Source organism: Glaciimonas immobilis, assembly GCF_011947285.1.
GTDB classification, from domain to species: Bacteria; Pseudomonadota; Gammaproteobacteria; order Burkholderiales; family Burkholderiaceae_D; genus Glaciimonas; species Glaciimonas immobilis.
The window spans coordinates 612,045-638,744 of the sequence record NZ_JAAOZT010000002.1 but is presented as its reverse complement, the minus strand read 5'-3'; the positions used below and the strand labels follow the sequence as shown (position 1 = coordinate 638,744).

19 protein-coding genes are annotated in these 26,700 nt (G+C 49.4%); 12 read left to right on the top strand and 7 right to left on the bottom strand.

Annotated elements, in window-relative coordinates:
* The first annotated feature begins 395 nt into the window (after positions 1-395).
* Entirely contained in the window at positions 396-1,973 is a 1,578-nt protein-coding gene (locus HAV38_RS05180; RefSeq protein WP_168053013.1) for a hypothetical protein, read from the top strand.
* Positions 1,974-2,158: 185 nt separating this feature from the next.
* Here HAV38_RS05180 and HAV38_RS05175 read toward each other — a convergent pair whose 3' ends face one another.
* Both HAV38_RS05175 and HAV38_RS05170 read right to left on the bottom strand, forming a co-directional pair.
* Positions 2,159-2,299, bottom strand: a complete 141-nt coding sequence (locus tag HAV38_RS05175; RefSeq protein WP_168053011.1) for a hypothetical protein — start codon at positions 2,297-2,299, stop codon at positions 2,159-2,161.
* Complete coding sequence (locus tag HAV38_RS05170; protein WP_168053009.1) at positions 2,286-7,394, bottom strand: hypothetical protein; 5,109 nt, start codon at positions 7,392-7,394, stop codon at positions 2,286-2,288. Before HAV38_RS05170 ends, HAV38_RS05175 begins: the two co-directional genes overlap by 14 nt.
* Positions 7,395-8,434: 1,040 nt before the next feature.
* Between HAV38_RS05170 and HAV38_RS05165 the strand changes: the two genes are divergently transcribed.
* From HAV38_RS05165 to HAV38_RS05145, 5 genes are all read left to right on the top strand, one after another.
* Positions 8,435-9,670, top strand: a complete 1,236-nt coding sequence (locus HAV38_RS05165) for a polyhydroxyalkanoate depolymerase (RefSeq protein ID WP_168053007.1) — start codon at positions 8,435-8,437, stop codon at positions 9,668-9,670.
* Positions 9,671-9,810: 140 nt separating this feature from the next.
* A complete protein-coding gene (gene rsxB, locus HAV38_RS05160; protein ID WP_168053005.1) occupies positions 9,811-10,536 on the top strand; it encodes an electron transport complex subunit RsxB in 726 nt (241 codons plus the stop codon).
* Complete coding sequence (nth, locus tag HAV38_RS05155; RefSeq protein WP_168053003.1) at positions 10,533-11,183, top strand: endonuclease III; 651 nt, start codon at positions 10,533-10,535, stop codon at positions 11,181-11,183. Before rsxB ends, nth begins: the two co-directional genes overlap by 4 nt.
* Positions 11,184-11,189: 6 nt before the next feature.
* On the top strand, positions 11,190-11,882 hold the full coding sequence (locus HAV38_RS05150; protein ID WP_168053001.1) for a VIT1/CCC1 transporter family protein: 693 nt from the start codon (positions 11,190-11,192) through the stop codon (positions 11,880-11,882).
* Between the two features lie 9 nt (positions 11,883-11,891).
* The gene (locus HAV38_RS05145) at positions 11,892-12,317 is read left to right on the top strand and encodes a DUF1841 family protein (RefSeq protein ID WP_168052999.1); all 426 of its coding nucleotides are present in this window, start codon (positions 11,892-11,894) and stop codon (positions 12,315-12,317) included.
* 293 nt (positions 12,318-12,610) lie between these two features.
* Here the strand turns inward: HAV38_RS05145 and HAV38_RS05140 are convergent, their stop codons facing one another.
* From HAV38_RS05140 to HAV38_RS05130, 3 genes are all read right to left on the bottom strand, one after another.
* On the bottom strand, positions 12,611-12,964 hold the full coding sequence (locus HAV38_RS05140; protein WP_168052997.1) for a c-type cytochrome: 354 nt from the start codon (positions 12,962-12,964) through the stop codon (positions 12,611-12,613).
* A 12-nt stretch (positions 12,965-12,976) separates the two neighbouring features.
* A complete protein-coding gene (locus tag HAV38_RS05135; protein ID WP_168052995.1) occupies positions 12,977-13,297 on the bottom strand; it encodes a c-type cytochrome in 321 nt (106 codons plus the stop codon).
* A 211-nt stretch (positions 13,298-13,508) separates the two neighbouring features.
* On the bottom strand, positions 13,509-16,061 hold the full coding sequence (locus HAV38_RS05130; RefSeq protein WP_245182197.1) for a site-specific recombinase: 2,553 nt from the start codon (positions 16,059-16,061) through the stop codon (positions 13,509-13,511).
* A gap of 204 nt (positions 16,062-16,265) precedes the next feature.
* Between HAV38_RS05130 and HAV38_RS05125 the strand changes: the two genes are divergently transcribed.
* Both HAV38_RS05125 and HAV38_RS05120 read left to right on the top strand, forming a co-directional pair.
* Positions 16,266-17,120, top strand: a complete 855-nt coding sequence (locus HAV38_RS05125; protein WP_168052993.1) for an AAA family ATPase — start codon at positions 16,266-16,268, stop codon at positions 17,118-17,120.
* 31 nt (positions 17,121-17,151) lie between these two features.
* Entirely contained in the window at positions 17,152-18,321 is a 1,170-nt protein-coding gene (locus HAV38_RS05120) for a vWA domain-containing protein (RefSeq protein ID WP_168052991.1), read from the top strand.
* A gap of 124 nt (positions 18,322-18,445) precedes the next feature.
* On the opposite strand, the gene HAV38_RS05115 is transcribed toward HAV38_RS05120, so the two are convergent.
* Entirely contained in the window at positions 18,446-19,285 is an 840-nt protein-coding gene (locus HAV38_RS05115; protein ID WP_168052989.1) for a response regulator transcription factor, read from the bottom strand.
* A gap of 416 nt (positions 19,286-19,701) precedes the next feature.
* Here HAV38_RS05115 and HAV38_RS05110 point away from each other — a divergent pair, with 416 nt between their 5' ends.
* Genes HAV38_RS05110 through HAV38_RS05095 form a run of 4 tightly spaced genes read left to right on the top strand, consistent with a single transcriptional unit; the run spans position 19,702 to position 25,335 of the window.
* Positions 19,702-21,690 (top strand): DNA topoisomerase IV subunit B, encoded by a 1,989-nt coding sequence (locus tag HAV38_RS05110; RefSeq protein WP_168052987.1) that lies wholly within the window; start codon positions 19,702-19,704, stop codon positions 21,688-21,690.
* Complete coding sequence (locus tag HAV38_RS05105) at positions 21,690-22,571, top strand: lytic transglycosylase domain-containing protein (protein ID WP_168052985.1); 882 nt, start codon at positions 21,690-21,692, stop codon at positions 22,569-22,571. Before HAV38_RS05110 ends, HAV38_RS05105 begins: the two co-directional genes overlap by 1 nt.
* A 27-nt stretch (positions 22,572-22,598) precedes the next feature.
* A complete protein-coding gene (parC, locus tag HAV38_RS05100) occupies positions 22,599-24,917 on the top strand; it encodes a DNA topoisomerase IV subunit A (RefSeq protein ID WP_168052983.1) in 2,319 nt (772 codons plus the stop codon).
* A 52-nt stretch (positions 24,918-24,969) separates the two neighbouring features.
* Complete coding sequence (locus HAV38_RS05095; protein WP_168052981.1) at positions 24,970-25,335, top strand: hypothetical protein; 366 nt, start codon at positions 24,970-24,972, stop codon at positions 25,333-25,335.
* Between the two features lie 132 nt (positions 25,336-25,467).
* Here the strand turns inward: HAV38_RS05095 and HAV38_RS05090 are convergent, their stop codons facing one another.
* Positions 25,468-26,661, bottom strand: a complete 1,194-nt coding sequence (locus tag HAV38_RS05090; protein WP_168052979.1) for an aminotransferase-like domain-containing protein — start codon at positions 26,659-26,661, stop codon at positions 25,468-25,470.
* Positions 26,662-26,700 lie beyond the last annotated feature (39 nt).

Here is a 26,700-nt window from a genome sequence, read left to right as displayed (position 1 = left end):
GGCTAGAAATTTAGCAAGTGAGCGAAATTTGAAAGCGCCTCACTAAGCCAAAAGATAATATTAATTAGGTAAAAGCCCGATTATACCGTTCACAATTTAGCCAAAGGAAGGTACCGCAACAAAGCAACGCTATCACCACTATCAACTCTGAAATTATCACCTTCCTTCATGAACTTTTTCCACGGTCTCTTTTACTGACTATTTTTACTGTTGAGCGCACGTTATCAGACCTTGCGATTTGATTAACAACATTTGAAAAAATGACACCACGCGCTTAATCGATGTATAGCCGCATGCAATAAAAGTGGCTTACGATTAGTTGAAATAGGTTGCCTGTCAAGAGCAAAAGGCGCATTCGCCACGCACACGTATAGCCAAAATGAAAGAAACGTAAAATGAAAAGTATTACGCCAGTCAGCATATCTCAGCCCACCTCCTCCGTTTACGCCATCCCAGACAATATCACCGCCACCGCCCCTGTCAACGACACGCCGGATTCACCAATTATTACTCTGTCAGGTGACATACGAGAGTTTCAGGCTCCCCGCGATGACATCGAATCCTTGAGTCTTCCAAAACAGGCGTTGTTGTGGATACTTCACGCACCTGAGCCATTTTTTAATGCATTCCAAGACATAGCAGTTCAGCAAATCAATAACAACATGAAAGAAATGCGTGGGAAAGTGCAAGATATCAAGCTCGAGTTGATAAAGCATAATGATGCAGATCAAGTTGGCGATCTTATCGACACTATTCTTGATTATCATGCCGCGCAGGATGAGGGCACCGACTCTGAATTGATTCAGCTGCTAAGCGACAAGTGCGACACCCTCATGCTAAGCATGAAGATGAGCACAGGCACTATGCGCTTTCTTCAGCTAGTTAAAGGAGCGACAGGAATACGCACACCGCTGTTAATCCAGCAATTTGCACTTGGCGCTGTGCTACCAGAGATCCCCGGCGTATCGTCAAAAGTGGGACTACAATTCCATACTCTGTTCCCCTCGCGAACGCTATGCAAATGTCTGACCGATGTGCAGATGAACCTTGAGACCCATATTCAGGCATTTGCTCATCTTGAAACTGGCTGGGCGCCAGGTATTGGGGAAGCGATTAAGGGCGGCGCCTATGTGGGGAACATAGAACATGTGGGTTTTGACTACAAAGTATACGAAGGTGGGGTGGGAATGCTGCCATTTTCGCTGGACAATTTATGTATCGCTTTTGAATCCGTCCAGCGCGCTGAAGTTTTTCTGTCGGCGAATCAATCCTTAGGTAACTTCCAGGTGAATGAACAATTCACTTTAGGCGGCGACTACGTAGAGCAAGAGCTTTATAAATGCAGTCCCAGCGGTCTATTTGCTGCCGGAGGGCGTGTTACCATTCAAGGCGTAGCCGCTGCGGCTACAGCGGGTACGGTGGCCGGCGGCATGACTCAATCCGTGGTGGGTGCCGCAAGCATACCCCTAGCGCTGGCGTCGGCCGTATTTGGATGCTGTTTTGGCGGCAAAGTAGCCTCTAAATTGAAGCTTTTTCCGCCGACCAAATCGGTAACTATTGTTGAATTATGCACGGTTGGATTCGACGGAGGGCTCACTACTAGCATGCCAGTCGCGGGGGGGCTAAATCTAGGCGTTAGAGGATTACATAGATTGAACGCCTCTGACGTGATTGTTGAAGACAATACCCTCCTCCTAACTAAAGATGAACATGGGGAATCCGCCGCTAATGGGGCAGTAGCGATAGAAGACGGACTCGATACCAATCGTAATGCCATTCCGGTACTACCCTCCTCACCGCAACCCACCGAAAAAACACCGGAGACATTAGTGAGGCACAGGAACCGGAGTAACACCGCCAGCAGCATTAATGCCAATAGCATCAATAGTGCCTATTCATCAATGCGTTCGAAAAAGAACAATAACACGCGTTCCGAAATCCCTAATTTCGAGATCGTAAATAATTCTAAATAAGTCAACTAACGGGTATTGCCCGGGGCTGAGGATTACTGGTTATTGCCTCTAAAATACCAGACTTCTTTTGAAACGTGCTAACCCTCGCGAATACTGCCGCAAACGTTATGGGCCGGTGCGGAAAACTTTCATGGCCCTAATACCATTCCGGTTGCGCTCCGCGTGCCTTATCTTTTCTCCGTTCACTAAGGCACCAAAGGAAGGCTTTCAAAAGGTGGCGTCAGGTTTGTTACTTTTTTGTCGATACAAATCCCTATATTATCGCCCGCAATGAGCGAAGCGATAATGGAACAGGATAAAATTAAACGATCGTCATTTTTTTTCATAACTACTTTCTGCAAAGGTGTCCCGGATCAAAAGTGTTTGAAGAGCCTCTGCGAAGGAACTGGTATCGGGCGCCTTGCGTTTCGATTTTCCTGATGCATCGTTTAACTTCAACCGGGCTGCCAACAACGTACGAAAGCTGTAGCCAAACATATCTGGTGACATGAATGCCCTCACCTTATCATCCGCAGGTCCGTTATAGACTGAATTAACAAAGACTTTAAAACGCGCTTGACTGAATAGTTTGCCTTGCAATACCTCAGGAAAAATGGTTGCCAAACGATTGGGCAAGACTCTATAGAAGTGCTGGAGAAATCCTTCCATCGCAGCTTTATTAGTGTAGGCGAACTCTGTAAATGCCGAAGGCGAATGAAGTAAGGCCTCTGCCTCCCTCCGTAAGGACCCTTTGAGGCAATGACCGAACGGGGATCTGGCACCATTAAAATAAATCTCGTCCTTACTTTTCTTAATAGCAAAATGTGACAGCTCGTGCTGCAATACCTGTGAAAACTCATCTTCGGCAGCTGTCGGTGACAAGAACGTTGCAGTCGATAAGAAAACATGATCCCCTGCTTCAGAGTAAGAGTATCCGATAATCACCTTGCCGAAAGTGTTCGCCTCTTGGGGTATTTGTTGTCGGTGTTCATCCACGTTATACCGATACCGACTGCCATCGGGCGCGGTGACAGGTGATATGATCCGAAGTTTGTCGGTACTCCCGGCACCCGAGTGGTCCCGAAAGTCCTTGAATATCCCCAAGACTTCAAGTTTGTAACCGTCAGATAGTTGTGCAGCATCGACATGAAAATTTTTAGCGAATTCAGTCCAAAATTGTGTCGCATCACTCTGCGCCCAATTTAATAATTCCTGCGCGCCCAAATGGCTGCTGGAGTAGACCTCACTAATCTTCGTAGCAAAATTCGCTCCGTAAGCCGTCCTGATTTCATCTAATCCACTGGCTTGAATCTCGAATTTCCAGTCGAATGCCTCAGTAACTTTGGGTTTAATCTTGGTAGAAAATATTCGCCGCCAAAGCTTGACGGCTAATCTCTCCCTTGGTTTAGCATACTTACGTTGGTAAGTGGTAATTAGTTCCTCAAGTTTCTGTGCCTTAGCTGTGTAATATGCCAATAAAACATCATTTGTGTGCAATCGTTCGGAAAGCTTATCAGCCAAATCACAGACCTTGTATAGCTCCACTTCATGCCCTTCAAAATCGTGGCCTTGCTTGATCATGAACTGAAGGCGCGTTCTCATTTCTTTCCAAAATATTCTCATTTTTGGTAATAGCTGAATACTAGGCGCAATGGGGTCACCGACCGCACGTATTAATTTCATGGCACTGGGCAGCGACATCATCAGCTGGCTATGCTTGCTATCAATTATTTCTTCTAGACCCCATCTAAGTTTAGGATTATTTGACATCATGCTTAAGATTTCATCAGACTTGTCTAAGGCTTCCAATTTAATCACCCTCTGCTCATGAAATGGACGCGTTTCAATTTCTAGTTTGACGAGCGTCGCCATAGCCTCTGATCGTCCCCCTCCTGTAATCGGCGTGATAGTAGGGCCGAGTGTGGTACTGCAACCCGCCACTGGCGTGTCGGACCGCCGCACTCTACATATTTCACTTTCACGTTCGGAGGCGGCTTCAAATTCATTTTGGTGATTAGGTCCTGCACGGAAAAATTTATTGCCTTTTTGATCGGTGATCTCAAGGATGAAGCGCTCGCCGTTAGTGTCGTCCGAATACAGTTTTTCTACTCGCCATCCTTCAGGTAAATTCAAACCGTATTTCACAGCCTCCTCTAAAGAAACAATGCTATCGGGCAGATGCTTTACCGGGGTGATCAAATGCGTTTTGATTATCTTGCTGGTAAAACCATCAAAAAGCACATCAAGGCGCAAATCTTCTGGCAAACTCTCACCAACAATGCGCCATTCCGAGGACTTCTCAGAAGGATGAGATAACTTTTCAAGCAAAAAATCTTTTCCGTGCAACTTTATGTAATGACGATCGCCGATGGGGTAAATACTACGATCTGCTGCGTCTGACACCGTGGCGAAGTGACTTTCAAATCCTTTCAGTCCACCAAAATATCTGTTTTCCTTCAACTTATGCGAGATGGATCCGGAGTCGATCCCAAGTGGTAAATTTTCCTTAAAACGTTCCCATAATAGGGGGTCCTGATCCATCAAATGCGCATATCCATCCAACCACGCGGGTGTCTGCCGCTCCAGCGTTCGCGCCGCCTCGTTCCATAAGTAAGCGATGTCTTGTTCGGATTCTTCGGATCTCATGATGAGATACATCGCGCCGCTTTCGGGCTTTTGTATAAAGGCTTTGTGTACAAAATGACTGGGGACATTTAAGGTATTCCCATCAATTGAAATCAGGTCTGGCAAGCCCAAGTCATCTGTCGATGCGGCACCCATCATGTCCGAAAAGCTGGTCCTTAAATGCAGATCTTCTCGCGGAGTCGCGAGGAATTCATTTACAAGCGGTTTAAAGTCCACCGGATCCAGAACTTTGGAATCTTCACTATGTTTTTGCCCGGAGGTACGCGATGCAACTTTATCCGTCGCAAATTCTTTTTCGGAGGAATACTTAAAGGGTGATCGTACAGCCTGTCTGGCCCCGCCCCCAAACGCATTCAACTTGACAATATCGCTAAAACAAAATAATGAATCCAATACAAAAGCGTCAAGCTGATCCTTGTGACCTTCATCCGTTTCTTCCGGGGTGAACGTCATTTCACCGGCATCAAGGACAGTAAGCACACAACTTCCTTTAGGAATTATCCCGATAATGAATTTGCCGATGATGTAGACCTTTGAATGAACGAAGTGTCGTAGCCACGTCTCGTGTGGTATGTCCGCTGGCCTGGGCGGAATTAACTTATGTATCTCAGGGGGTAAAGTTTGCAGATTAACAACTTTTTTGGCAAGATCATCCAAGCAATGTTGTGTGCCGCCATCACACTTGAATATTTCACGGCGAAGGTCGTAGACGTTTCCGCCTGGAACATTGGTACGTAAGCCACTCGTAAAGCTACGATGAAATTTGGTCACATAGGCATCAATCCCGCCGACCGCATTTATTTTTGCTGTAATATTGGAAGCGACCGATGAAGCCCAGCCACTTTCTTCGGATAATAAGTAAAACTCGACTGTGGGATCATTAAATCCTCCCTTTCCCACCTGCACGATCAGGCCAGAACTTGGATGAAAGACAGAGGTGTAAAGGGTCCCGCCGCTTATTTTTTTATGCAAAGTTAATTTTGGGGTGAGTAATACCAGGTCGCCGGATCGGGCTGCACTCTCTATTTTTTCGCGATCGACTTCGGGTAGGTGAGCAAGACCGTAGTGGTATAAGTTTTGTCTGTCTGTTTCTAGTTGGCTCAGCATCTGTTTCGATAACTGCTGATCAGAACCTTGTGCGCCGGTGACGCCACGAATGCTTTGCAAAAATTTTTCTTCGCTATCTTTGACTTTTTTTTGCAGCGCTATTTTTTCCATTTGAGGCCCAATCAAGTGAGCAAGCCCGGCTCGCATTTGATCATCCTCACTCATGGCTGCACTCTCCTCCATGGCATTTTTGGAAATTAGTTTGCCCAAACTCTTGAGGGTAGTCACCACGCTGCGCGGCCACGCCTCGGAAGCTAAATCGATCAGGCAATGCAGACCTGCTTCATGCAATGAGGTCGCCGTGAAGACCGCCCCAGGTTTGGGTGGGAAAAAATTAAAAAAAGCCGCGCCGATGCGGATTAATGCACCCTCATGGCTGAGGTAACGCGTTTCACGAAAAACCGGATCCTTAAGATTAAACCGTGCCTGAAACAAAGGCTCAATATCTTTGAAGATCGCATCGATATGCCAGCGGCAGAGCGCGGTCAATCTGCTGCGCTCAACGGCATCAAGGGAAGGAAAAGACATCTGCAGCATGCCAACAAGCGTCGTCTTGGTCCTTTCAGCGTAGCCTGTCAGAGCGCCCAAAGGAAGTCTGTCGGTAAGTGTTGCCCTCACATCTTCCTGTATGGTTTCGAGCAGTGTTAATAGATTGGGCGCGCCGTCGACGTGTGCGAGCGCACGGAAAAAAAGACGCGCAACGTCGGCCTGAAGGTCCGCTTGCGGCATCGCACGTTGCGGACGTGCCGGACTATCGATACCCCGCCCCCGACTCCCTACCGGCTGCTGAAGACTAATTGCGTAATTGGCGACTGAATACTCGTATTGATTGACCGAATATTGTCCTGTGGCGGTTGGGGAAGCGGGTATTATCGGGGCAAAGCTATCCAATAATTTATTCGCGGTCAATTCGACCTTGCTCTGGGCTTCGACTTCGGCTTCGGCTTCGATTCCTTTAAGGCGTTCATCCTGGAGAAGATCGGCTGACCATTGGTGGTAAATATTCACGCCAGCGAGAATTACTGCGGCATCACTCACCACTTCGATGGGTAGCGGATTAATCATCAGCGGGGATGTCGTGGAAGGGGCTGTGCCCGCCGCAACCGGGGCCGCGATGGCACCAGTGGTCGTCGATGTCGGGTTAACGACGTTGGGCACCAGCACCTCCATTGTCATTTTTTTCCGATGTTTTTGTTCTGGTGGCCACCATTCTGGCCCCATTACGAGGTCGGGAATGGCTGCATCGGCTGCAACGCCAGGAAATAACGCGGGCAGACTTTGATAAATATTATCTCCGTATCCCATGAGCTTGTTCGCGAAATTTTTTATTGGGGTTGAAATCCAAGAAGAGCCTCCGATGAACGCGGGACCTGCATCGTTAGCCGTTTCAGTTATGGTTCTCCCCTCATGGGGATGGCTAATATACGGTCGTTCAGTGGCCTTATTTATTTCAGGAAAACGTTCATTGTTGTGTTCGCGCCAAGCCGTCAAAAAAGCCATTGGTTGCACAGATTGCAGTAAACCGATACCAAAGCCCGATAGCGATTCCCGACCAGGTCGCGGCGGCCTGCGTAAATCCTCATCCCCACCCGACAGGTGGGTGCTGATCTCTTGCCACTCGTGTGTCCATTCTTTGTTCTCCATCTCCTTACGATCATCTCTTTTTTTGATTTGCTCCTTGCGTGACACCCGCCGGGCCTTGTTAGACGACGACTTAATGTTAGTTGATGGGGTGTGCGTTTTGCTACAACCTATTACCTCTGTCGCATTGCTACAACTTTTGAAGCGCTCACACAATCCAAAGCTGGGCACTGATGGGATGTCAGCGCCGGCCGGAGAACGAACTCTTGTAGAGGGTAATCCCGAAGTCGGCGGGGCGCTGAAGGTTGAAGCGGAAGTCATAACCATAGGAATCCAATATTAATTAACCTACCAATCGCAAAGATGACGTCTAAACAAGTCACCACCATGGCGCATCCCGCTTTTTTTCGTGAAATCGCGATGCTTTTGCATCGCCGAAAACATGTAAATAATTAACGAAATAAACAGTACATCACTTGAATACACGTATCACTTCCAGCACAAATACCTATTATTTTTCGGCCCATCCGTTGAAGGCAAAGTGTTGCCATAGTCATGGCTAACGTTGTTCTCAAGTCGACAGGCCGCACATCAGTGCAGATAACCATTATCGATAATAAGTCGAACAAGTCCCATAAATATCACTCCGCTTTGCTCTTGTCGTTAGGACCACAACGAAAAATGCCCATTAACTCTAGTACTTTGGATCGCTAGATGTTTATATGTAAATCGCCTGACGTTTCTCATAAGAAATTTTTTGTGTTGTGCGTGCGTTGTGTCTAATAAAAACATACGCAAAAAAAACCAAAAACAGAAATTGAGAAGAACAGACAGAAAAGAGAGACTCAGAAAACAACATATATAAATATGTCGCGCCTATGGCGCTTCTACGAGTGAAAGCCATTCGGATGGGCGATTGCCATGATGTACTCTGGCATGGATAATAGGTCCATGAAGTATGTACAGACCTCAAAGGCTGATCCAATAAATGGAGGGATACGCTATATAATACTAATCGGGGCAAAATACGTTGCCATTACCTTCTTTTTTAATAATTGATTACAGCAGCATATAAAAAGAAATATTCGCTTTGCACTGTTGCGGCGAAGTAGTCGTCGTCCCGCCTAATTATTACCTAAGAGGTTTGTATGCTCTACCATATGCATGAATTTAGCCGTTCCTTACTCACTCCTCTGGTGCAATTTGCAGAAACGAGCGCTAAGCTTTTTACTAACCCGGTGTCGCCGTTCGCCCATGCGCCTTTCGCGCAGCGTATCGCTGCGGGTTACGAGCTTATGTACCGCCTTGGCAAAGATTACGAGAAGCCGAACTTTGACGTCGGCACCGTTTTAGTAAATGAAAAAGAAGTCGCCATTGTGGAAGAAGTCGCGATCACCAAGCCATTCTGCCGCTTATTACATTTCAAGAAGGACTTAAGCGATAAAGAAATCGCCGCTTTAAAGCAACCTACGGTGTTACTGGTCGCACCACTTTCAGGACATCACTCTACCCTGCTGCGCGACACGGTAACGGTCTTGCTCGCTGACCATGACGTATATATTACCGATTGGACCGATGCACGCATGGTGCCGGGGTCCGAAGGTGCTTTCCATTTGCATGATTATATTTTTTATGTGCAGGATTTTATTCGCTCGCTCGGACCGAATCTGCACGTGATTTCGGTATGTCAACCGACGGTCCCGGTCCTTGCCGCGATCTCATTGATGGCGAGTGCTAAAGATCCAAAACTACCGAAAAGTATGACCATGATGGGCGGTCCCATTGATGCGCGCATTTCACCGACGGAAGTCAATAATCTGGCAACCGAAAAGCCGTTTAGCTGGTTTGAAAATACGGTTATTTATACGGTTCCGTCGAACTATCCTGGTGCCGGTCGTAAGGTATATCCAGGGTTTCTGCAACATGCCGGATTTGTTGCAATGAATCCCAATCGCCATGCGCAAAGCCACTGGGATTTCTATATGCATCTGCGTAAGGGCGATAACGAGTCCGCAGAAAATCATCGTAAGTTTTACGATGAATATAACGCGGTGCTTGATATGCCGGTCGATTATTATCTTGAAACCATCAAAACCGTGTTTCAGAATTTTAGTTTACCCCTCGGCACTTGGGAAATTGACGGCAAGCTTGTCAAACCAAAGGACATCGAGACCGTTGCACTGTTTACAATCGAGGGTGAATTGGACGATATTTCCGGACCCGGCCAAACCAAAGTTGCGCACGACTTATGCTCAAGTATTCCCGCCGATAAGAAACGCCACTTTACAGCCGAGAAGTGCGGTCATTACGGTATATTCTCGGGACGTCGCTGGCGTGAAATGATTGCACCGAAAATCACGGAGTTCATTAAGGCCAACGCGTAAAACGTAATGAGATTGATTTACACATAATAATCAAAGATGTTCGGATCGCAAAAGCCACTCATTTAAACCGGGTGGCTTTTTTCAATTGGCGCATCAATGATTTACACGGATAATAGGCGTTTAAGTCGTTATCATTTCCCGTGTCCCACCATAATATTCCATTCTCCGTCGACCTTGCCGACCAAATTGAAGCGTTATTGCCCCAAACGCAATGCACTAAATGTGGATTTTCGGGCTGCCGCCCCTATGCTGAAGCGATTGCCAGCGGGAGTGCCGACTATAATCAATGCCCGCCGGGAGGACAACAAGGCGTGCAACGGTTGGCGCGGCTGCTAGATGCGCCAATCATTGCGCTTAATCCATTAAACGGCATTGAACGTCCGCGTCCACGCGCGGTCATTGACGAGGCTGCGTGCATCGGATGCACCTTGTGTATCCAGGCCTGTCCGGTGGACGCCATCATCGGCGCGGCCAAGCAAATGCACATAGTGATCGCGGATTTGTGCACCGGTTGCGATCTCTGCTTGGCGCCTTGCCCGGTGGACTGCATTACAATGGTCGATGTCACTCACGGGAAGACCGGTTGGGACGCATGGACCCAGCAACAAGCGGACGATGCGCGCCAGCGTCATGATTTTAGGACGGCGCGTTTGCAACGTGAAAAACGAGAGAACGATGACCGCCTTGCAGCTAAAGCTGCGGAAAAGCTGAAAGTTATTGCAGCGGAAGTCGCCATAAATCCTGCGCAAAAAATCGAACAGGACCGCAAAAAAGCGATCATTCATGCTGCAATTGAGCGCGCTCGACTAAAAAAAGAACAGCAGGCTGCAGAGCAATCACAGCTATCAGGAAAGGACGTTTTATGAATACAGAAAAACGTCGTGAAATATTTAATCGGCTTCGCGCTGTCATGCCGCACCCTACCACCGAACTGGCCTATACAACGCCGTTTGAATTGTTGATCGCTGTGCTCCTGTCAGCGCAGGCGACGGATGTTAGTGTGAACAAGGCCACGCGCAAGTTATATCCAGTAGCGAACACCCCAGAAAAAATCTTCGCACTAGGTGTTGATGGATTGATACCTTATATACAGACCATAGGCTTGTTCCGAACCAAGGCGAAAAATACTATCGAGACCTGTCGGATGCTAATTGCTCTTCACGGTGGGCAAGTCCCGCACACGCGTGAAGAGCTGGAAGCGCTACCCGGTGTAGGACGAAAGACCGCCAATGTAGTCCTGAATACGGCCTTCGGACATTCCACCATCGCCGTGGATACGCATATTTTCAGGGTCTCGAACCGCACTGGTCTAGCGCCCGGCAAAGATGTGAATGTTGTAGAACAAAAATTGATGAAAGTAGTACCGACAGAATTTCAGCTGGACGCACATCACTGGCTCATACTGCTCGGACGTTATACTTGTCTCGCACGCAAACCGCTATGTTGGAACTGCACGATCGCGGATTTGTGCGACTACAAGGCCAAAACACCACTTCCAGAAAAAGGTATTTAGCACGCTATGCCAACCCCACACACAGAACATCACTTTGAGGCCAGCGATACCGTCCGCGACGTAGTCATCGGCATGGCTGACGGGCTAACGGTTCCCTTTGCGCTGGCCGCAGGAATTAGTGGTGCGGCGGTCGCGATCAACATTATCGTCACCGCGGGGGTTGCCGAAATCGCCGCGGGTTCGATCGCGATGGGATTGGGCGGGTATCTTGCCGCGCGTACCGAGCGTCAACACTATTACGCCGAACGGCACAGGGAAGAACAGGAAATCCTGACGGTACCGGACCGCGAGCGCAAGGAAGTAATCGATATCATGGCCCAATACGGCGTCACTAAACAAGAGTGTGAACCCATGCTGGCGGGCCTGGAACGTTCACCTCTGGCCTGGCGGGATTTTATGATGCGCTTTGAACTGGGTCTGGAAGAACCACATCCCGCCGCAGCAAGAAAAAGTGCAGTAACGATCGCGCTGTCTTATCTGGTAGGAGGCATGATTCCGTTATCGCCTTATATATTTTTAAAAACTACTGAAAGCGCACTGACGTTATCGACCATCGTGACCCTTTTGGCATTGTATATATTCGGCTATTTGAAGGGCAGCATTACCGGCACGGGCGCGCTTAAATCCGCGTTACAAACATTGCTAGTCGGTGGCCTGGCTGCTGCTGCCGCATTCAGTATCGCCAAACTTATTAGTTAAAGTAATATTATGTTCAATCCTTCCCAACAAGACGTTCGTCGTTTTTTTTGCGAAACCTACCGCAAGTATCGGGCGAACGAAATTTTATCCCCGATTGAAGCTATAGCCCGCGATTGGGTCATCCAGCACCCTGAATATGCTAACGATCTAGACGATGTAGACGCCGCCCTTGCTGCGGACTATTCGGTGGAAAATGGCCAAACCAACCCATTCCTCCATCTGGCGATGCACCTGTCGATTGCCGAGCAAATTTCGATTGACCAACCGCCCGGAATCCGCGCCGCTGCCACAGCGTTGGTGCAACGACTGCAATCCGAGCATGACGCGTATCATCACATCATGGAGTGTTTGGGCCAGATGATCTGGAATGCGCAACGCAACGGTCTGCAACCGGACGGGGCTCAATACATTGAATGCGTGAAGAAGAAAATTTAACGCCAGATAAAATCGCTGCCATATGGCTCATTAAGCATTAATGGCTTCTATCGCGAGATCGATATTAATCCTGATCTTGCTGATGATGCTAGCGATCTGGACAATCCGAACGATCCGGGTGCTGGCTGCGGCAAGCATTTTAGTTTATCGATGTAATAATTACCTCGCACCCCTGATCAATTGGTACGCAATATACAGGGTAGCGCACACGAAAAAGCCACCAACAATCATAACAATTGATGGTGGCTTTTTATCGTTACAGGTTGCACGCAACCCATAAACATCTACCTAAATTATTTTTCTAAGACCAATGATGTTGGTAAGCTGTGCACATAAGCGGCGATATCTTGCACATCCTGATGCGTCAACGCCTTGGCAATCCCACCCATAATCGGATTGGTACGACCGTTAGGTCCCGCTGCACCGCGCTGGTAAGCTATCAGAGCGTGCGCAACATAGTCCTGATGCTGGCCAGCTATCTTTGGATAGGTTGGTTGAATCGGCGATTGTAAATTCGCGCCGTGGCATGAAGCACAGGCATATTTCTTCACTGCGGCCTCACCGGCGGCGATATTTCCGCTGGCCAAAGCACTGACAGATGCCGTCGCGGAAAGAAGAAATAGCACGCTAGTAACGAATTTTTTCATAGTGTGTGTTCCTTATTTCTGCTGAGAGTAGTAAGCCGCGAGGTCGGCCATATCCTGATCCGACAACGTAGTAGCAATCCCTCGCATCGTCGGATGCTGGCGTTCACCTTTTTTATAGGCGACCAAAGCACTTACAATGTACTGGGCAGACTGACCGCCAAGCATAGGCACCTGATATACCTCCGGAAAGCTAGCCTTGTAGCCGGGAATACCGTGGCATCCGATACACATGGACACCTTGTTTTCCGCTGCCTTAGCGTTACCAACGATGTCCGCAGCTGCGGCTATGTTGGCAATACCCGCGAGCGCGAGAAGTGCAATTAATTTTTTCATAATAGCGTGGGTAAATAGCCGAGTAGTTGTAGCGAAACCGGTTCGGTTTTCGGTGCGCCTGCCGCCTATAATTGTTAAGGCGACCACTCATGCCATCACCTCTTAACTAACAGGCGAGACAGAATAGGTCGCTATCCGAAACCAAAAGCGGTTAATTTTAACTCAAGATTAACCGCTAGTCCACGCCCGGCGACGTTGCCTATAATTCAAGTCATTCGCTTTTAACTAATGGCACAACATTTTCCACATGGGCCTCGGTCAGTTCTTCGTTGATATTCTGTGCATCCTGCGATGTATTTAGCACAGAAGAATCCACGGTACTATCTTGTGATGCCTGTACTGCGTCGCCATCACCGGGTACCGACGTCAAGACCACTACAGTTTCGGGAAAAAGAAATGAGCGTGGTGAAGCACTGAAGCGCCGTAATACGGCCCGAAATACCAAGCGTCGGATCCGTACCGGAACCTCACGTGCGCGCAAAGCGAGCACCATTGCGCAGCCAAACGACACACCGACGTTTAACAAACCGATACTGGCAATACCCGCCACCGCAAGCCAAAAATGCGGCATCATCAGCACCGACCACCCAAGACTGCTGGCCGCCGCCGTCAGGCCACCGGTTGAAAGAGTGACATGGCGGACGTCCAGCGGCAGGCCGAAAAACTGCGCGATCACCGGTGACATCCCAAGCAGAACACCTAGCGTTATATTGCCTACAATTTGCGCAATGTGACGCTCCAGCCACGCCGCCCAGCGCTTTGCGCGCAACGCGCCCAGTATATGCACCAGGCGGCGTTGGTGGGTCAATGCATCACGCAACCGCCTTAACGCAAACCAGTTGTCAGAAAATCCCGCCGCCAGGCTCGATAACCATAATAAAATACCAGTTAGTGCAGCGAACAAAGGCGTTGGCCCAATGATCGACAGACCGTCGATGGTCGCCTGCGCATGCCCGGCATCCAGCATCGGCTTATGACTGGTAAATAGTATCGCGAGCGAAATAAGCAACATCGTCGGTACCACTGCGATCAAATTGCCAAAAACGGCGGCAGCTTGCGAGCGCAGTAACAAGGCAACTTCGGCAATTAAAGTACGCAGGCCTTCCACCGTATCAAGTTGACTCATTTTAGCCGCCAGCGCAGGTGCCGTGACCGCGGGCTGTTTGGTAGCCAATACCCCACCGATGGCAGAAATCGCCAGAAAGCTCACGGCGTAATTCAGCGATGCAAACAAGCCCTCAAAAAATCGTGCGAGACCGGCAGAGGACAATACCGCTTTACCCAAGACGGTGAACGCTGTGAGAACGCCGCCACGACAAGCAGCCATTAGCATGGCGCGGTATTCCCGTTGGTCACGCGCAATATATTGTTCGCCATGGTCGGCGTTGCGTTCCACCATTTTGCGGGCAAGCAGAGAAAAACTCCTGCGCACCAGGCCACGTATCGATGACCGATGATGGTGGGCCAAAATGAAATCTACCAGCAGTGCCTGGATCTGCCCCGTGCCTGAAGTGGTTTCAACGGTGGCTTTAATGTTAGTCGTATTGGTAGACTTACCCACCAATCTTACGGACGCTCGATGGTTTAGCTGTCCAGTGGATTGATCGCCTGGTTGCCCGGCTAACTTTCCGGATTTTTTACTCGGTGTCTGACCACCGGCAATCGACACGCGATTCATATCGCTAGTGCGAACGGCTTTCATCGTAGGGGGACGGCTTTGTTCGCTCCAGTTTCCTGCCGCCTCCTCCAAAGGTTCGGCATCTCTCGTGAGCGCATCGCCGCGTTCATCAGTTAGTTCATCTTGCAGCTCGTCCTTGAGCGCCCGTGCGACCTCCAGCAACTGTTGGGATGCGACAGCCGCACGCAGGTCGATCAGACGCGTCATGCGGCTCAAATGTGCACGCATCCTCTCAACCCGATATACCAGACTCACAGAAACACCATGCTCGTCCAGATGACCGTAAATTCGGTCGGTCTGCGCCTGACAAACCGCAATCAGCATCCGAACGCTGCGCAACGCGGCCTCGTCGGTGGGACTGAGGTACAAATATCTCTCCAGCTCCCGCCGAAGAACCATAAACGGCGTCGCCTGTAACGGCATCTTTGGATCAAGACGATACCGGAACGCCTTGCTGACGCCATCTGCCAATACCGCGGTCACCAGATAAATCAACGCTTCATCAATTTGTTGATGATAGGAATGCGAAATACCGTCGTCGGCGGTCAGCTTCCAGATTCTCTGGACCGTCTCGGCATCTAACTCAAGCAACCACTCGGCATCTGCCGGATGCGGAAACATCGCGGTAAATAGTACCGACAGATCTGCCTCCGAAGGCGGTTTCGGCAGCAAATACTTAATGATATGTTCGGAAAGCTCATTGAAGAACGCAGGTTCATGTGGGAGACCAGTCGCGCAAAAAAGCTCTGGGCCAGCGGCTTCGCGCAAAGTTTTTTGTAGCGTCGTCTGCACTACCCTGCGCACATCGCGATGTGCGTCTAACCAGTCCAGCATAAAAACAACGCGTTGCTGCTTCACGCGGCGCCAGGCACCCTCCTCCCTTAACGAAACAACAGGCTCATGGCGAATCCACTCAGCGATATCGATTACCCAGTTCGCGCGCTCTTGCCACGAAGAAAAAGGATTGGCGCGTCGCATTAATGCTTCCAACTCGACCAAGTACTGCCCTAAGTTATTACTTTGATATTTATCGCCACTGCGAAATCGGCGCCACATGACACGTATGCGAAGGAAAAATATTTTCATTTAATGATTTTTAACAAGTGTCGGATAGGTAATGCCATATCTTTAACATGATGGCCAATAAAGGATTAATTGTACATTTTTGACAATAATAATTCCTTTAATTTATTTTGCGGCTTGCGTTACTTTTTCAATGTAACCGCCCTCGCTATGTCTTTTGTCGTTGTACCTTATACTAGATTTTATTTTCCTCCAGATGACAACACCATGCGTCCACAAACCCGTTTTGAAGGCTCCGAAAAGTATGTCGCGACAGACGACCTCAAGTTGGCCGTTAATGCCGCCTTGGTACTGCAGCGTCCCTTGCTGATTAAGGGAGAACCCGGCACAGGAAAGACCATGCTGGCAGAGGAAGTCGCCGTTGCGCTTGATATGCCGCTGCTTCAATGGCATATCAAATCAACAACGAAAGCGCAGCAAGGATTATATGAGTATGATGCCGTGTCACGTTTGCGTGATTCCCAACTTGGCGACGAGCGCGTAAAAGATATTCATAATTACATCATTCAAGGTGTGTTGTGGCAGGCTTTTAATGCAGACCGGCAAGTGGTCTTGCTGATCGATGAGATAGACAAAGCGGATATTGAGTTCCCCAATGATTTGTTGCGAGAGCTCGACCGGATGGAATTTTATGTGTATGAAACGCGGGAAATGGTCAAAGCGAAATTTCGTCCGCTGGTCATCATTACGTCGAATAATGAAAAAGAATTGCCCGATGCATTTTTGCGTCGTTGCTTCTTCCATTACATTAAGTTTCCCGACAAAGAAACCATGCGCGACATCGTCGATGTGCATTATCCACAATTAAAAAAGGATTTGCTAGCGCAGGCTTTAGAAACGTTCTATCAGGTACGCGAAGTTGCCGGACTAAAAAAGAAACCGTCAACCTCCGAGTTACTAGACTGGTTAAAATTACTGCTGGCGGAAGACATTCCGGCATCCGCCTTGCAAAGTAGCGATATTAAAACCATTGTGCCGCCACTGCATGGTGCATTACTAAAGAACGAACAGGATGTGCATCTGTTCGAACGTCTGGTCTACATGGCGCGCAAAAACCGATAACTGCAATAGTCTGTGGATCTGAGAACCCTCAATGCTGATCGATTTTTTTTATACACTTAAAAGCGCCAAAATTCCCGTTTCTATCAATGAGTTTCTGCTTCTCCTAGAGGCGTTGCAGAAGCAGGTCATCACGCCCTCACTCGATAATTTTTACTATCTGGCGCGGACAACATTGGTGAAGGATGAGGCCCACTACGACAAGTTCGATAAGGCGTTTGGTTTGTACTTCAAAGGCATCCAGACAATCTTTGAGAAAAATCCCGAAATTCCTCTCGACTGGTTAATGCAGCGCATGAAGCGTGACCTGACACCCGAACAGATGGCGCAACTGGAAAAGTTCGGCTACGACAAGCTCATGGACCGGATTAAAGAGCTGCTGGAAGAGCAAAAAGGCCGCCACGAAGGCGGCAATAAATGGATCGGCACTGGCGGCACGTCGCCTTTCGGTCATGGCGGCACCAATCCCGAAGGCATACGAATGGGCGGCAACGGTGGCAATCGCACTGCGGTCAAAGTGTGGGAGGCACGCGCCTATAAGGACTATGACGACGAGCGTGAACTCAATACCCGCAACATTAAGGTAGCACTGCGTCGACTGCGTAAATTTGCCCGTGAAGGCGCAGCTGAAGAATTAGCGCTGGACGACACCATCCGTGCCACCGCCAACAATGCTGGCTATCTTGATATCAGAATGCAGGCGGAGCGCAAGAATAATATCAAGGTGCTCATGCTGCTCGACGTTGGCGGCAGTATGGACGACCATATCGCCCGCACCGAAGAGTTGTTTTCTGCTGCGAAAACCGAATTTAAAAATATGGATTTCTTTTATTTCCATAATTGCGTCTACGATTATGTCTGGAAAAATAACCATCGCCGCCATGCGGAGCGGTTTCCTACGTGGGATATTTTGCGTAAATATAAGCCTGACACCAAGCTGATCTTTGTAGGCGACGCCACCATGAGTCCCTATGAGATTTTGCAACCGGGTGGTTCTGTCGAATATAACAATGAGGAAGCCGGTGCCGATTGGCTGCAGCGCTTTACCAGCGCGTTTCCCAAATTTATATGGCTCAATCCTGAACCTGAAGGTCTGTGGCAATACCGGCAATCGGTTGATATTGTCCGGCAGCTTATGAGTAATCGGATGTTTGGACTGACTATTGATGGGTTGGAACGGGGAATGCGGTTGCTGAGTAAGTAATGCACTACCGTTTAGACAATGATTGGTTGCTGAGACGGTTAGTGCTTCGTGGGTGCTGGACTGGAGTGGCACGGCTCGCTTTATATATCAATGCGCCGGTGACCGATGCATAGGGTTGAACACATTACGCCGGTGATAACAAGAACTTGCTCAATGCAGTGAAAATTTGCGGTTGACCTAAGTCGCGCATCAAAAATCCATCGCAGCCGCTTTGTTGCGCCAGTGCTGGATCATAGGCAAATCCACGGTCTGCTAAAAAAATCACCGTAATCCGGGTCTTATTGTGCCATTGCTTGATTTTGCGGCAGAAAAAATACGGATCCAATCCGCTTAACTGCGGATTGATCAGTATGATCGAAATAGGTAATTTGGTATAAACCTCGTTGGCCGCAGCTGAGTCCCCCACCCATTCCACCGGTACCAGCCGCTTTAACATGGTTAATGCCAGATCGTCGCGGAATAACGCGTCCCGGTCGACCACCAGAATACGATCCGTTTGTGGCGGTCGAGACCGCATTTTTTCATAATCGCGGGGGTCGGTTAAATCCAGATCAAGTCGTTCGCGCCGGCGTCTCTCAGGAAGGCCAACAGCTAAAAGGGGTGTTTCTGCATTTTGTTGCGACAAAATGTGACGATGCTGCGAAATCAGTTGATCAAGTGCATCGAACAACCTTAGCCACCTGATCGGCCTGGCAATAGCTAAAAATGGCATCTCCACCAACGCTGTGCCGATCAGCAAAATGGGACAGGCGTTTTCAGCTTGTGTTTGTGTCAATGTTGCAAGCGCCTGCAAATTATCGGCATTGACCAGACTAATATCCGCCCGCTGCAGACTATCGGCAGGTAATCGAAAATACCGATAAGACCGATGCGACTCCACGGCAAAGGTCGCATCGAATATGTTAATCTCTCGCGGCGAGAAACCAGAAAGCTGAACCGCGACAGATTGTATTTTTTCTTTCATGCTGTAATCTCCAAAGCTTGATGCCAGCAAGCTATTTGTATAAGTATTGGGTCTGATCAGTCGGGTGGCTCCCAGGCGCCTACTCTTTCAATTTTTGCCCGTCCTCATATATTATGAGAAGTGTCTTAATATAATGGCTTACGAAAATCAGTATGTTGTAATGACTTAAATGACAATAACTAGGCATTTACAGAAAAGAAAGATCGGAATCCGAATCTATTGACTTAGTATCAGCTCAGGTCTGCGCAGTAAGATCGTAAATAAGTACTTATAAGTAGAAGCTGTCTCTTTCGCAATTTTTCCGAAAACTTCATTAGAATGCGCACAGGACACTAATTCCGCCTTTAGATAATACTTGTTTTTTTGTATTTATTTATCGAAAACAAACATTTTCATCGCTCCCCAAACAGAATTGCATGGCAACTAAAAAAATTCCGCTTTCAGACTATAGTGAATCATCCATCCGCGTCCTCAAGGGACTGGAGCCGGTCAAACAACGTCCCGGCATGTACACGCGCACCGAAAATCCGCTGCATATTATTCAAGAGGTGATTGATAACGCCTCCGATGAGGCGCTTGGCGGTTATTGCAAAAATATACTCGTTACTATTAATACGGATGGTAGCGTCAGCGTGGAAGACGACGGCCGCGGTATCCCGGTCGGCATGCACCCGGAAGAAAAAGTCCCGACCGTCGAAATCGTTTTTACGCGCCTGCATGCTGGCGGCAAGTTTGATAAAGGTAGCGGCGGCGCGTATGCGTTCTCAGGCGGCCTCCATGGCGTGGGCGTATCGGTCACGAACGCGCTCTCTACCCGGCTAGAAATCACGGTATGGCGCGAAGGCGGCGTCCATCAACTGGCATTCTCCGGCGGTGACCTGATTGAAAAGTTAACCACCCGCCCACAGAATCGCGACGATAAAAAGTCCGGCACCCGGGTGACTGCATGGCCGGATCCGAAGTATTTTGACTCCCCTGCCATTTCCCAACCGGAATTGCAGCGCTTGCTGCGCTCCAAAGCGGTATTGCTGCCGGGTGTCAAAGTCACGTTGCTGAACGCCAAAACCAACGATAGCCAAACCTGGCAATACGATCAAGGCCTGCGCGGCTATCTGATGGAATCGCTAGCGCAATCGTCTAGTTCTGAGCCATTGATCCCGTTATTTGAAGGTGAGCAATACGCTACCGCCGAGACCGAAGGATTTGCCGAGGGCGAAGGTGCAGCCTGGGTCGTCGCCTGGACCGAAGACGGCGGCATCGTACGCGAATCGTACGTCAATCTCATACCAACGTCGGCAGGCGGCACCCACGAATCCGGTTTGCGCGAAGGCTTGTTCGGCGCGGTCAAAAATTTCGTCGATATGCATTCTCTGTTGCCTAAAGGGGTCAAGCTATTGCCTGAGGATGTGTTCGCCCGCGTCTCGTTTGTACTGTCGGCAAAGGTATTAGACCCTCAGTTTCAGGGTCAAATCAAAGAGCGGCTGAACTCGCGCGATGCGGTCCGACTGATATCAACCTATACCAAGCCAGCGCTTGAGTTATGGCTGAACCATCACGTCGAATATGGCAAAAAACTGGCCGAACTGGTCATCAAGCAAGCGCAAAATCGTTTGCGCTCGACCCAGAAGGTTGAAAAGAAGAAAACTTCCGGCATCGCCGTTTTGCCCGGCAAACTCACCGACTGCGAATCCAGCGATATTAAACGCAACGAGCTATTTCTGGTCGAGGGTGACTCTGCGGGCGGTTCTGCCAAAATGGGCCGCGACAAAGAATTTCAGGCAATTTTGCCGTTGCGCGGCAAAGTGCTCAACTCTTGGGAGACCGAGCGCGACCGTTTGTTCGCTAATAACGAAATTCACGATATGGCGGTCGCTATCGGGATTGATCCCCATAGCAAAAACGACATTGTGGATTTCACGACACTGCGTTATGGCAAAATCTGTATCCTGTCAGATGCTGATGTTGATGGGTCCCATATTCAGGTGCTACTGTTGACGCTATTTTTCCGTCACTTCCCACAACTAATCGATCGAGGCCATATTTGTGTCGCTCGACCGCCACTGTTCCGGGTTGATGCGCCAGCGCGAGGCAAAAAACCGGCCCAAAAAATTTACGCTTTAGATAACGGTGAACTCACCGCGATCGAAGATAAGTTGCGCAAAGATGGCGTCAAAGATGGCTCATGGACCATTTCACGCTTTAAAGGTTTAGGTGAAATGAACGCCGGACAATTATGGGAAACCACGATGAATCCGGATACCCGTCGCTTGCTGCCGATATCGTTAGGCGCGTTCAATCTGGAAGCGTCGGAAAATCGCTTCAACATGCTCATGGGTAAAGGCGAAGCTTCAGCACGCCGGGCCTGGATCGAAGAGCATGGAAATGAGACCGAGGCCGATATCTAATGAATTTATTGGCACCCATACGTCGACTTTTACTATCGCTGGCAATCATGTCAGCACTGGTAAGTGTCGACGCGCGTGCCGATATCTATGGTTTTGTCGACGAGCAAGGCACCGGTCATTTTGCTACTGAAAAGCTTGATCCGCGCTATAAACTCTATGTACGCGGGAATGCAACATTTGACTCGTCGAAATTTTCTCCGCACCCTGGTGACCGATCGGCGGCGTCTGATTTAAATGTTACCCGCACGCCGCTCTATCGTAATTTGTCGCAGCATCCTGGACTGAAAAAATTTGAAACCTTTGTGAATCAGGCCGCCAAAGAGTTTGCTTTGGAACCCGCACTGTTAAAAGCGGTGATGGCGGCAGAATCCGGTTTTAACCCCACCGCTGTTTCGCCCAAAGGCGCTGTCGGCCTCATGCAAATTATGCCTGATACGGCCGAACGCTACGGCGTCACCGGTGACCAGAAAAAATCAATTCAGCAAAAACTGACCGACCCACGTACTAACATACGACTAGGCGCACGCTATTTGCGCGATTTGTTATTGATGTTTCCGTTCAAGCAGGACCTGGTGATCGCCTCTTACAATGCGGGAGAAGGCGCAGTCAGAAAATATAAAAATCAGATTCCGCCCTTCCCGGAAACGCGCAATTATGTACAGGTTGTTGCGCAGTTTTACCAACTATACAGACCGGCGCAACAGCGTGAAATAAAACGCGAAGCAACCCTTGAAGCTAGTCCTGAAGCACAATTTGACACCACGAGCAGAGTGGCAAATGCCAGTCAGGGCGGCGCAAGAAGCGCCAGGCGACCACGCATTCATTTAGTCATTCCAGGGCGTCGAGCATTGCCTGACGCCGTGCAATCGATCATCGAATAAACCAAACGAATAATCCTCTGAAACTTCATGACTGAACAAAACGATCTGTTTGACCTGCCGCCACCTGACGGCGAATCTAGTGAATCACTAACTCTCGCAACCTTCGCAGAACGCGCCTATCTGGACTACGCTATTTCGGTAGTCAAGGGGCGCGCTTTGCCCGATGTCTCTGACGGCCAGAAGCCGGTTCAGCGCCGCATTTTGTATGCGATGAACGAGCTCGGGCTGAACGCAAATGCCAAACCACGCAAATCGGCTGCTGTGGTGGGTGATGTATTGGGTAAGCTGCATCCGCATGGTGACCAGTCGGTCTATGATGCGCTGGTGCGCATGGCGCAGGACTTCTCGCTGCGTTATCCGTTGATTGACGGTCAGGGCAACTTTGGCTCACGCGATGGCGATGGCGCGGCAGCGATGCGATATACCGAGGCGCGGCTTACGCCAATTGCCCGGTTGTTGCTTGAAGAAATCGACATGGGAACGGTTGATTTTCAGCCGAACTACGACGGCTCCACCGTAGAACCTAAACTGCTGCCTGGACGTTTACCGTTTGTGTTGCTAAACGGCGCGTCCGGGATTGCGGTCGGTCTGGCAACAGAAATCCCTTCGCATAACCTTACCGAAGTCGCGAAGGCGGCGGTTGCGTTGATACGTAATCCTGATTTAACGCATGCCGAATTGATGGCCTTGATTCCCGGGCCAGACTTTCCCGGTGGCGGCCAGATTATCAGCAGTGCCGCGGCAATTGCTGACATGTATGAGGTGGGTCGCGGCAGTCTTAAAGTACGCGCCTGCTGGAAAATTGAAGAGTTGGCGCGCGGTCAATGGCAGGTTGTCGTTACCGAGTTGCCGCCCAATACTTCGTCGCAAAAGGTGCTGGAAGAAATTGAAGAGATTACCAATCCCAAGATCAAGCTCGGCAAAAAATCGCTGAGTCCGGACCAAATGGCGCTCAAACAAACCATTTTGTCGGTATTGGATGCGGTCCGTGACGAATCTGGACGTGATGCGCCGGTGCGACTGGTGTTCGAGCCAAAGTCTAAAAATATCGACCAGACCGAATTCACCAACATGCTGTTGGCGCATACCTCATTAGAGAGCAGCGCTTCGATCAATCTGGTGATGATCGGTGGCGATGGCCGGCCGCGCCAAAAAGGGTTGGGCATGATTTTGCGCGAATGGATTCAGTTCCGGTTCGCAACGATTACCCGCCGCTCGCGATTTAAGCTACAAAAAGTAGAAGACCGGATTCATATTTTGGAAGGTCGCGAAGCGATTCTGCTCAATATCGATAAGGTCATCAAAATTATTCGTGGGTCGGACGAGCCGAAACCTGCATTGATGGAGGCATTCAAGCTATCCGATCGTCAGGCCGAAGATATTCTGGAAATCCGTCTGCGCCAGTTAGCCAGACTCGAAACGATCAAGATCCAGCAAGAGCTGGCGACCTTGCGTGACGAGAAGAAAGGCCTTCAGGATTTGCTGGAAAACCCCTCCTCGCTAAAACGCCTGGTCATCAAAGAAATCGAAGCAGATCAAAAGCAGTTTGGCGATGCCCGACGCACATTGATCGAGGCTGCAGAAAAAGCGGTAGTAGAAACCAAAGTCATCGATGAGCCGGTCACCGTCATCGTGTCGCAAAAAGGATGGATACGCGCACGGAACGGCCACACCCAGGATGCGGCGCAGTTCACCTTTAAGGCAGGAGATGCAATGTACGGCGCGTTCGAATGCCGCACGGTCGATAACCTGCTGGTGTTCGGCTCGAATGGCCGGGTTTACTCAGTGCCGGTCGCCTCTCTGCCCAATGCGCGCGGCGATGGCATACCTATCACTACGCTCATCGACCTGGCTAATGGTAGTAGCATCTTGCATTACTTTGCAGCTTCGGCAGACGTGACGCTATTGCTTGCTTCTTCCGGTGGTTACGGATTTACTGCCAAAGTTGGCGATATGCTGAGCCGCGTTAAAGCCGGCAAAGCCTATATCACGCTGGAAGATGGCGATATATCGCTGCCACCGCGCCCTATCGGTGCTAACGCCAGCGCCGTTGCGTGCTTGTCTGAAAAAGGACGGCTGCTGGTGTTTGGCCTCGACGAATGCAAAACCCTCACTAATGGCGGTCGAGGTGTCATTTTGATGGAGTTGGAAGGCGCAGAAAAACTACTCGCCGCGCAGCCTGTCAGTCAACGCGGGGTGATGGTCTCCGGCATTGGACGCGGTGGCAAAGCGCAAGATATCTCACTATCGGCAAATGGACTGATACCGCATATTGGCAAACGGGCGCGCAAAGGAAAACTGCTAGAATCAAGACTTAAGCCGTTGACATTAACGCCGTTGGTATAATGCGCGCAATAAGCGGTTCTCAACGGCAACTCCACTCTTAAGGAAAACGGTTGTGCTGCATAAAGTCTATTTAGGCGTGATCGCCTTACTAGTATTGACGACGCTTTCAGGTTGTGCAACCTGGAAGCATCCCTATAAAGGTGAGAGCGATTTTTATCGCGATAAGCTGTCGTGCGAAAAGCAGGCAGCTCAAATTTATCCGACGATAATCGTTAACCAGCTTAATCCAGGCTATCAAAGTCCCTCCACTACTAACTGCCGTAGATTAAATGACGACAGAAATAGTCCCGTAGTTTGCAATACGACGCCGGGCATGTATTTGCCGCCATCGTATTCGCAAAGCGATGTAAATGGTGCACGAAGGGAAGATGCAGTTAATTCCTGCCTGAAGGCTGGCGGGTGGCGCTTAGAGTACTGAAGTTAAATCGAGATTTTATGCGTGGCCGAAGCTACGGTTTGCAACTTTCCCTAAAGCATAACTGATCCACCGACCAGCGCCCCAATCGAGGCTGGTCAGTGGGCTTCCAGCGCTAATTTAAATGTTGTGCCATTACAATTTGGCAGCGATCAACTTGCCTAAAATTTCAATGCCTTCACGAATCTTTGCTGGAGGTACTGTCACAAAGCTTAAGCGCAAGGTATTCGATTGCGGCGTGTTCGCAAAAAACGGCGCACCCGGCACAAACGCTACGTGCTGTTTGATCGCTTCATCCAGCAACTTCATGGTGTCGATATGCTTAGGCAACGTGACCCAAATGAACATCCCGCCTTCAGGCCGAGTCCAGGTGGCACTGCTTGGAAAATACGTGGTCAGCGCTGCCAGCATGGCATCGCATTGATCGGAATATAGCTGCCGAATAGTCGGAATATGCGTATCAAGAAAACCGTCCTTAACAACTTCATGCACCACCATTTGCGTCAGTTGCGCGGTATGCAAATCGGTCGCTTGTTTGGCTTGTTCCATCTTGTCGACTAACGCACGCGGTGCGACAACATACCCGAGACGGATACCCGGGGTTAATACTTTAGAGAACGAACCCATGTAAATCACGCCGTCTGGGTTCATGTTCAGCATCTTTGGCAGCGGCTCACTACGATAGCTAAGCGCGCCATAAGGATCGTCTTCAATCAGCGGCAGGTTTAATCGTGCACAGATGTCGACCAATGTCTGGCGGCGTTCTACCGACATGGTACGGCCGGTCGGATTTTGAAAATTAGGCAGCGAATATAACAGGCGTGCGCCTTTGCCGAGGGTAGCGACCTCGTCAGGTATCAAACCGCCATCGTCAGTCGGCACTGAAACAAAATCAGGGCCGTATAACGAAAACGCCTGCAACGCTCCGAGATAACTTGGTGTCTCGACCAATATTTTACTGCCTTCGTCGATCAGGACTTTACCCAGCAAATCCAATCCTTGCTGCGAACCCGAAACCATTAACACCTGGTCCATCGAAATCTTCGAACCGTTAATCGACAATGAATTGGCGACCCACTCGCGCAATGGCGCATAGCCGTCGGTGGGGCCGTATTGCAACGCAACTTTGCCCTGTTGCGTGAGGACCTTATCGAACGCAACTTTCATTTCCTCGATAGGAAAAGTGGCTGGAGACGGCAGTCCGCCCGCGAAAGAGATCACTTCCGGCCGCATGGTTATTTTTAGAATTTCGCGAATAGCGGAACCTTGCAGTTTTTGTGCGCGTTCCGAAAAATGCCATGTCAACGCGTTTGGATTCTCAATTTTCATTACTGCTCTCTTTTATCGGTATTAACGATTGCAACATCG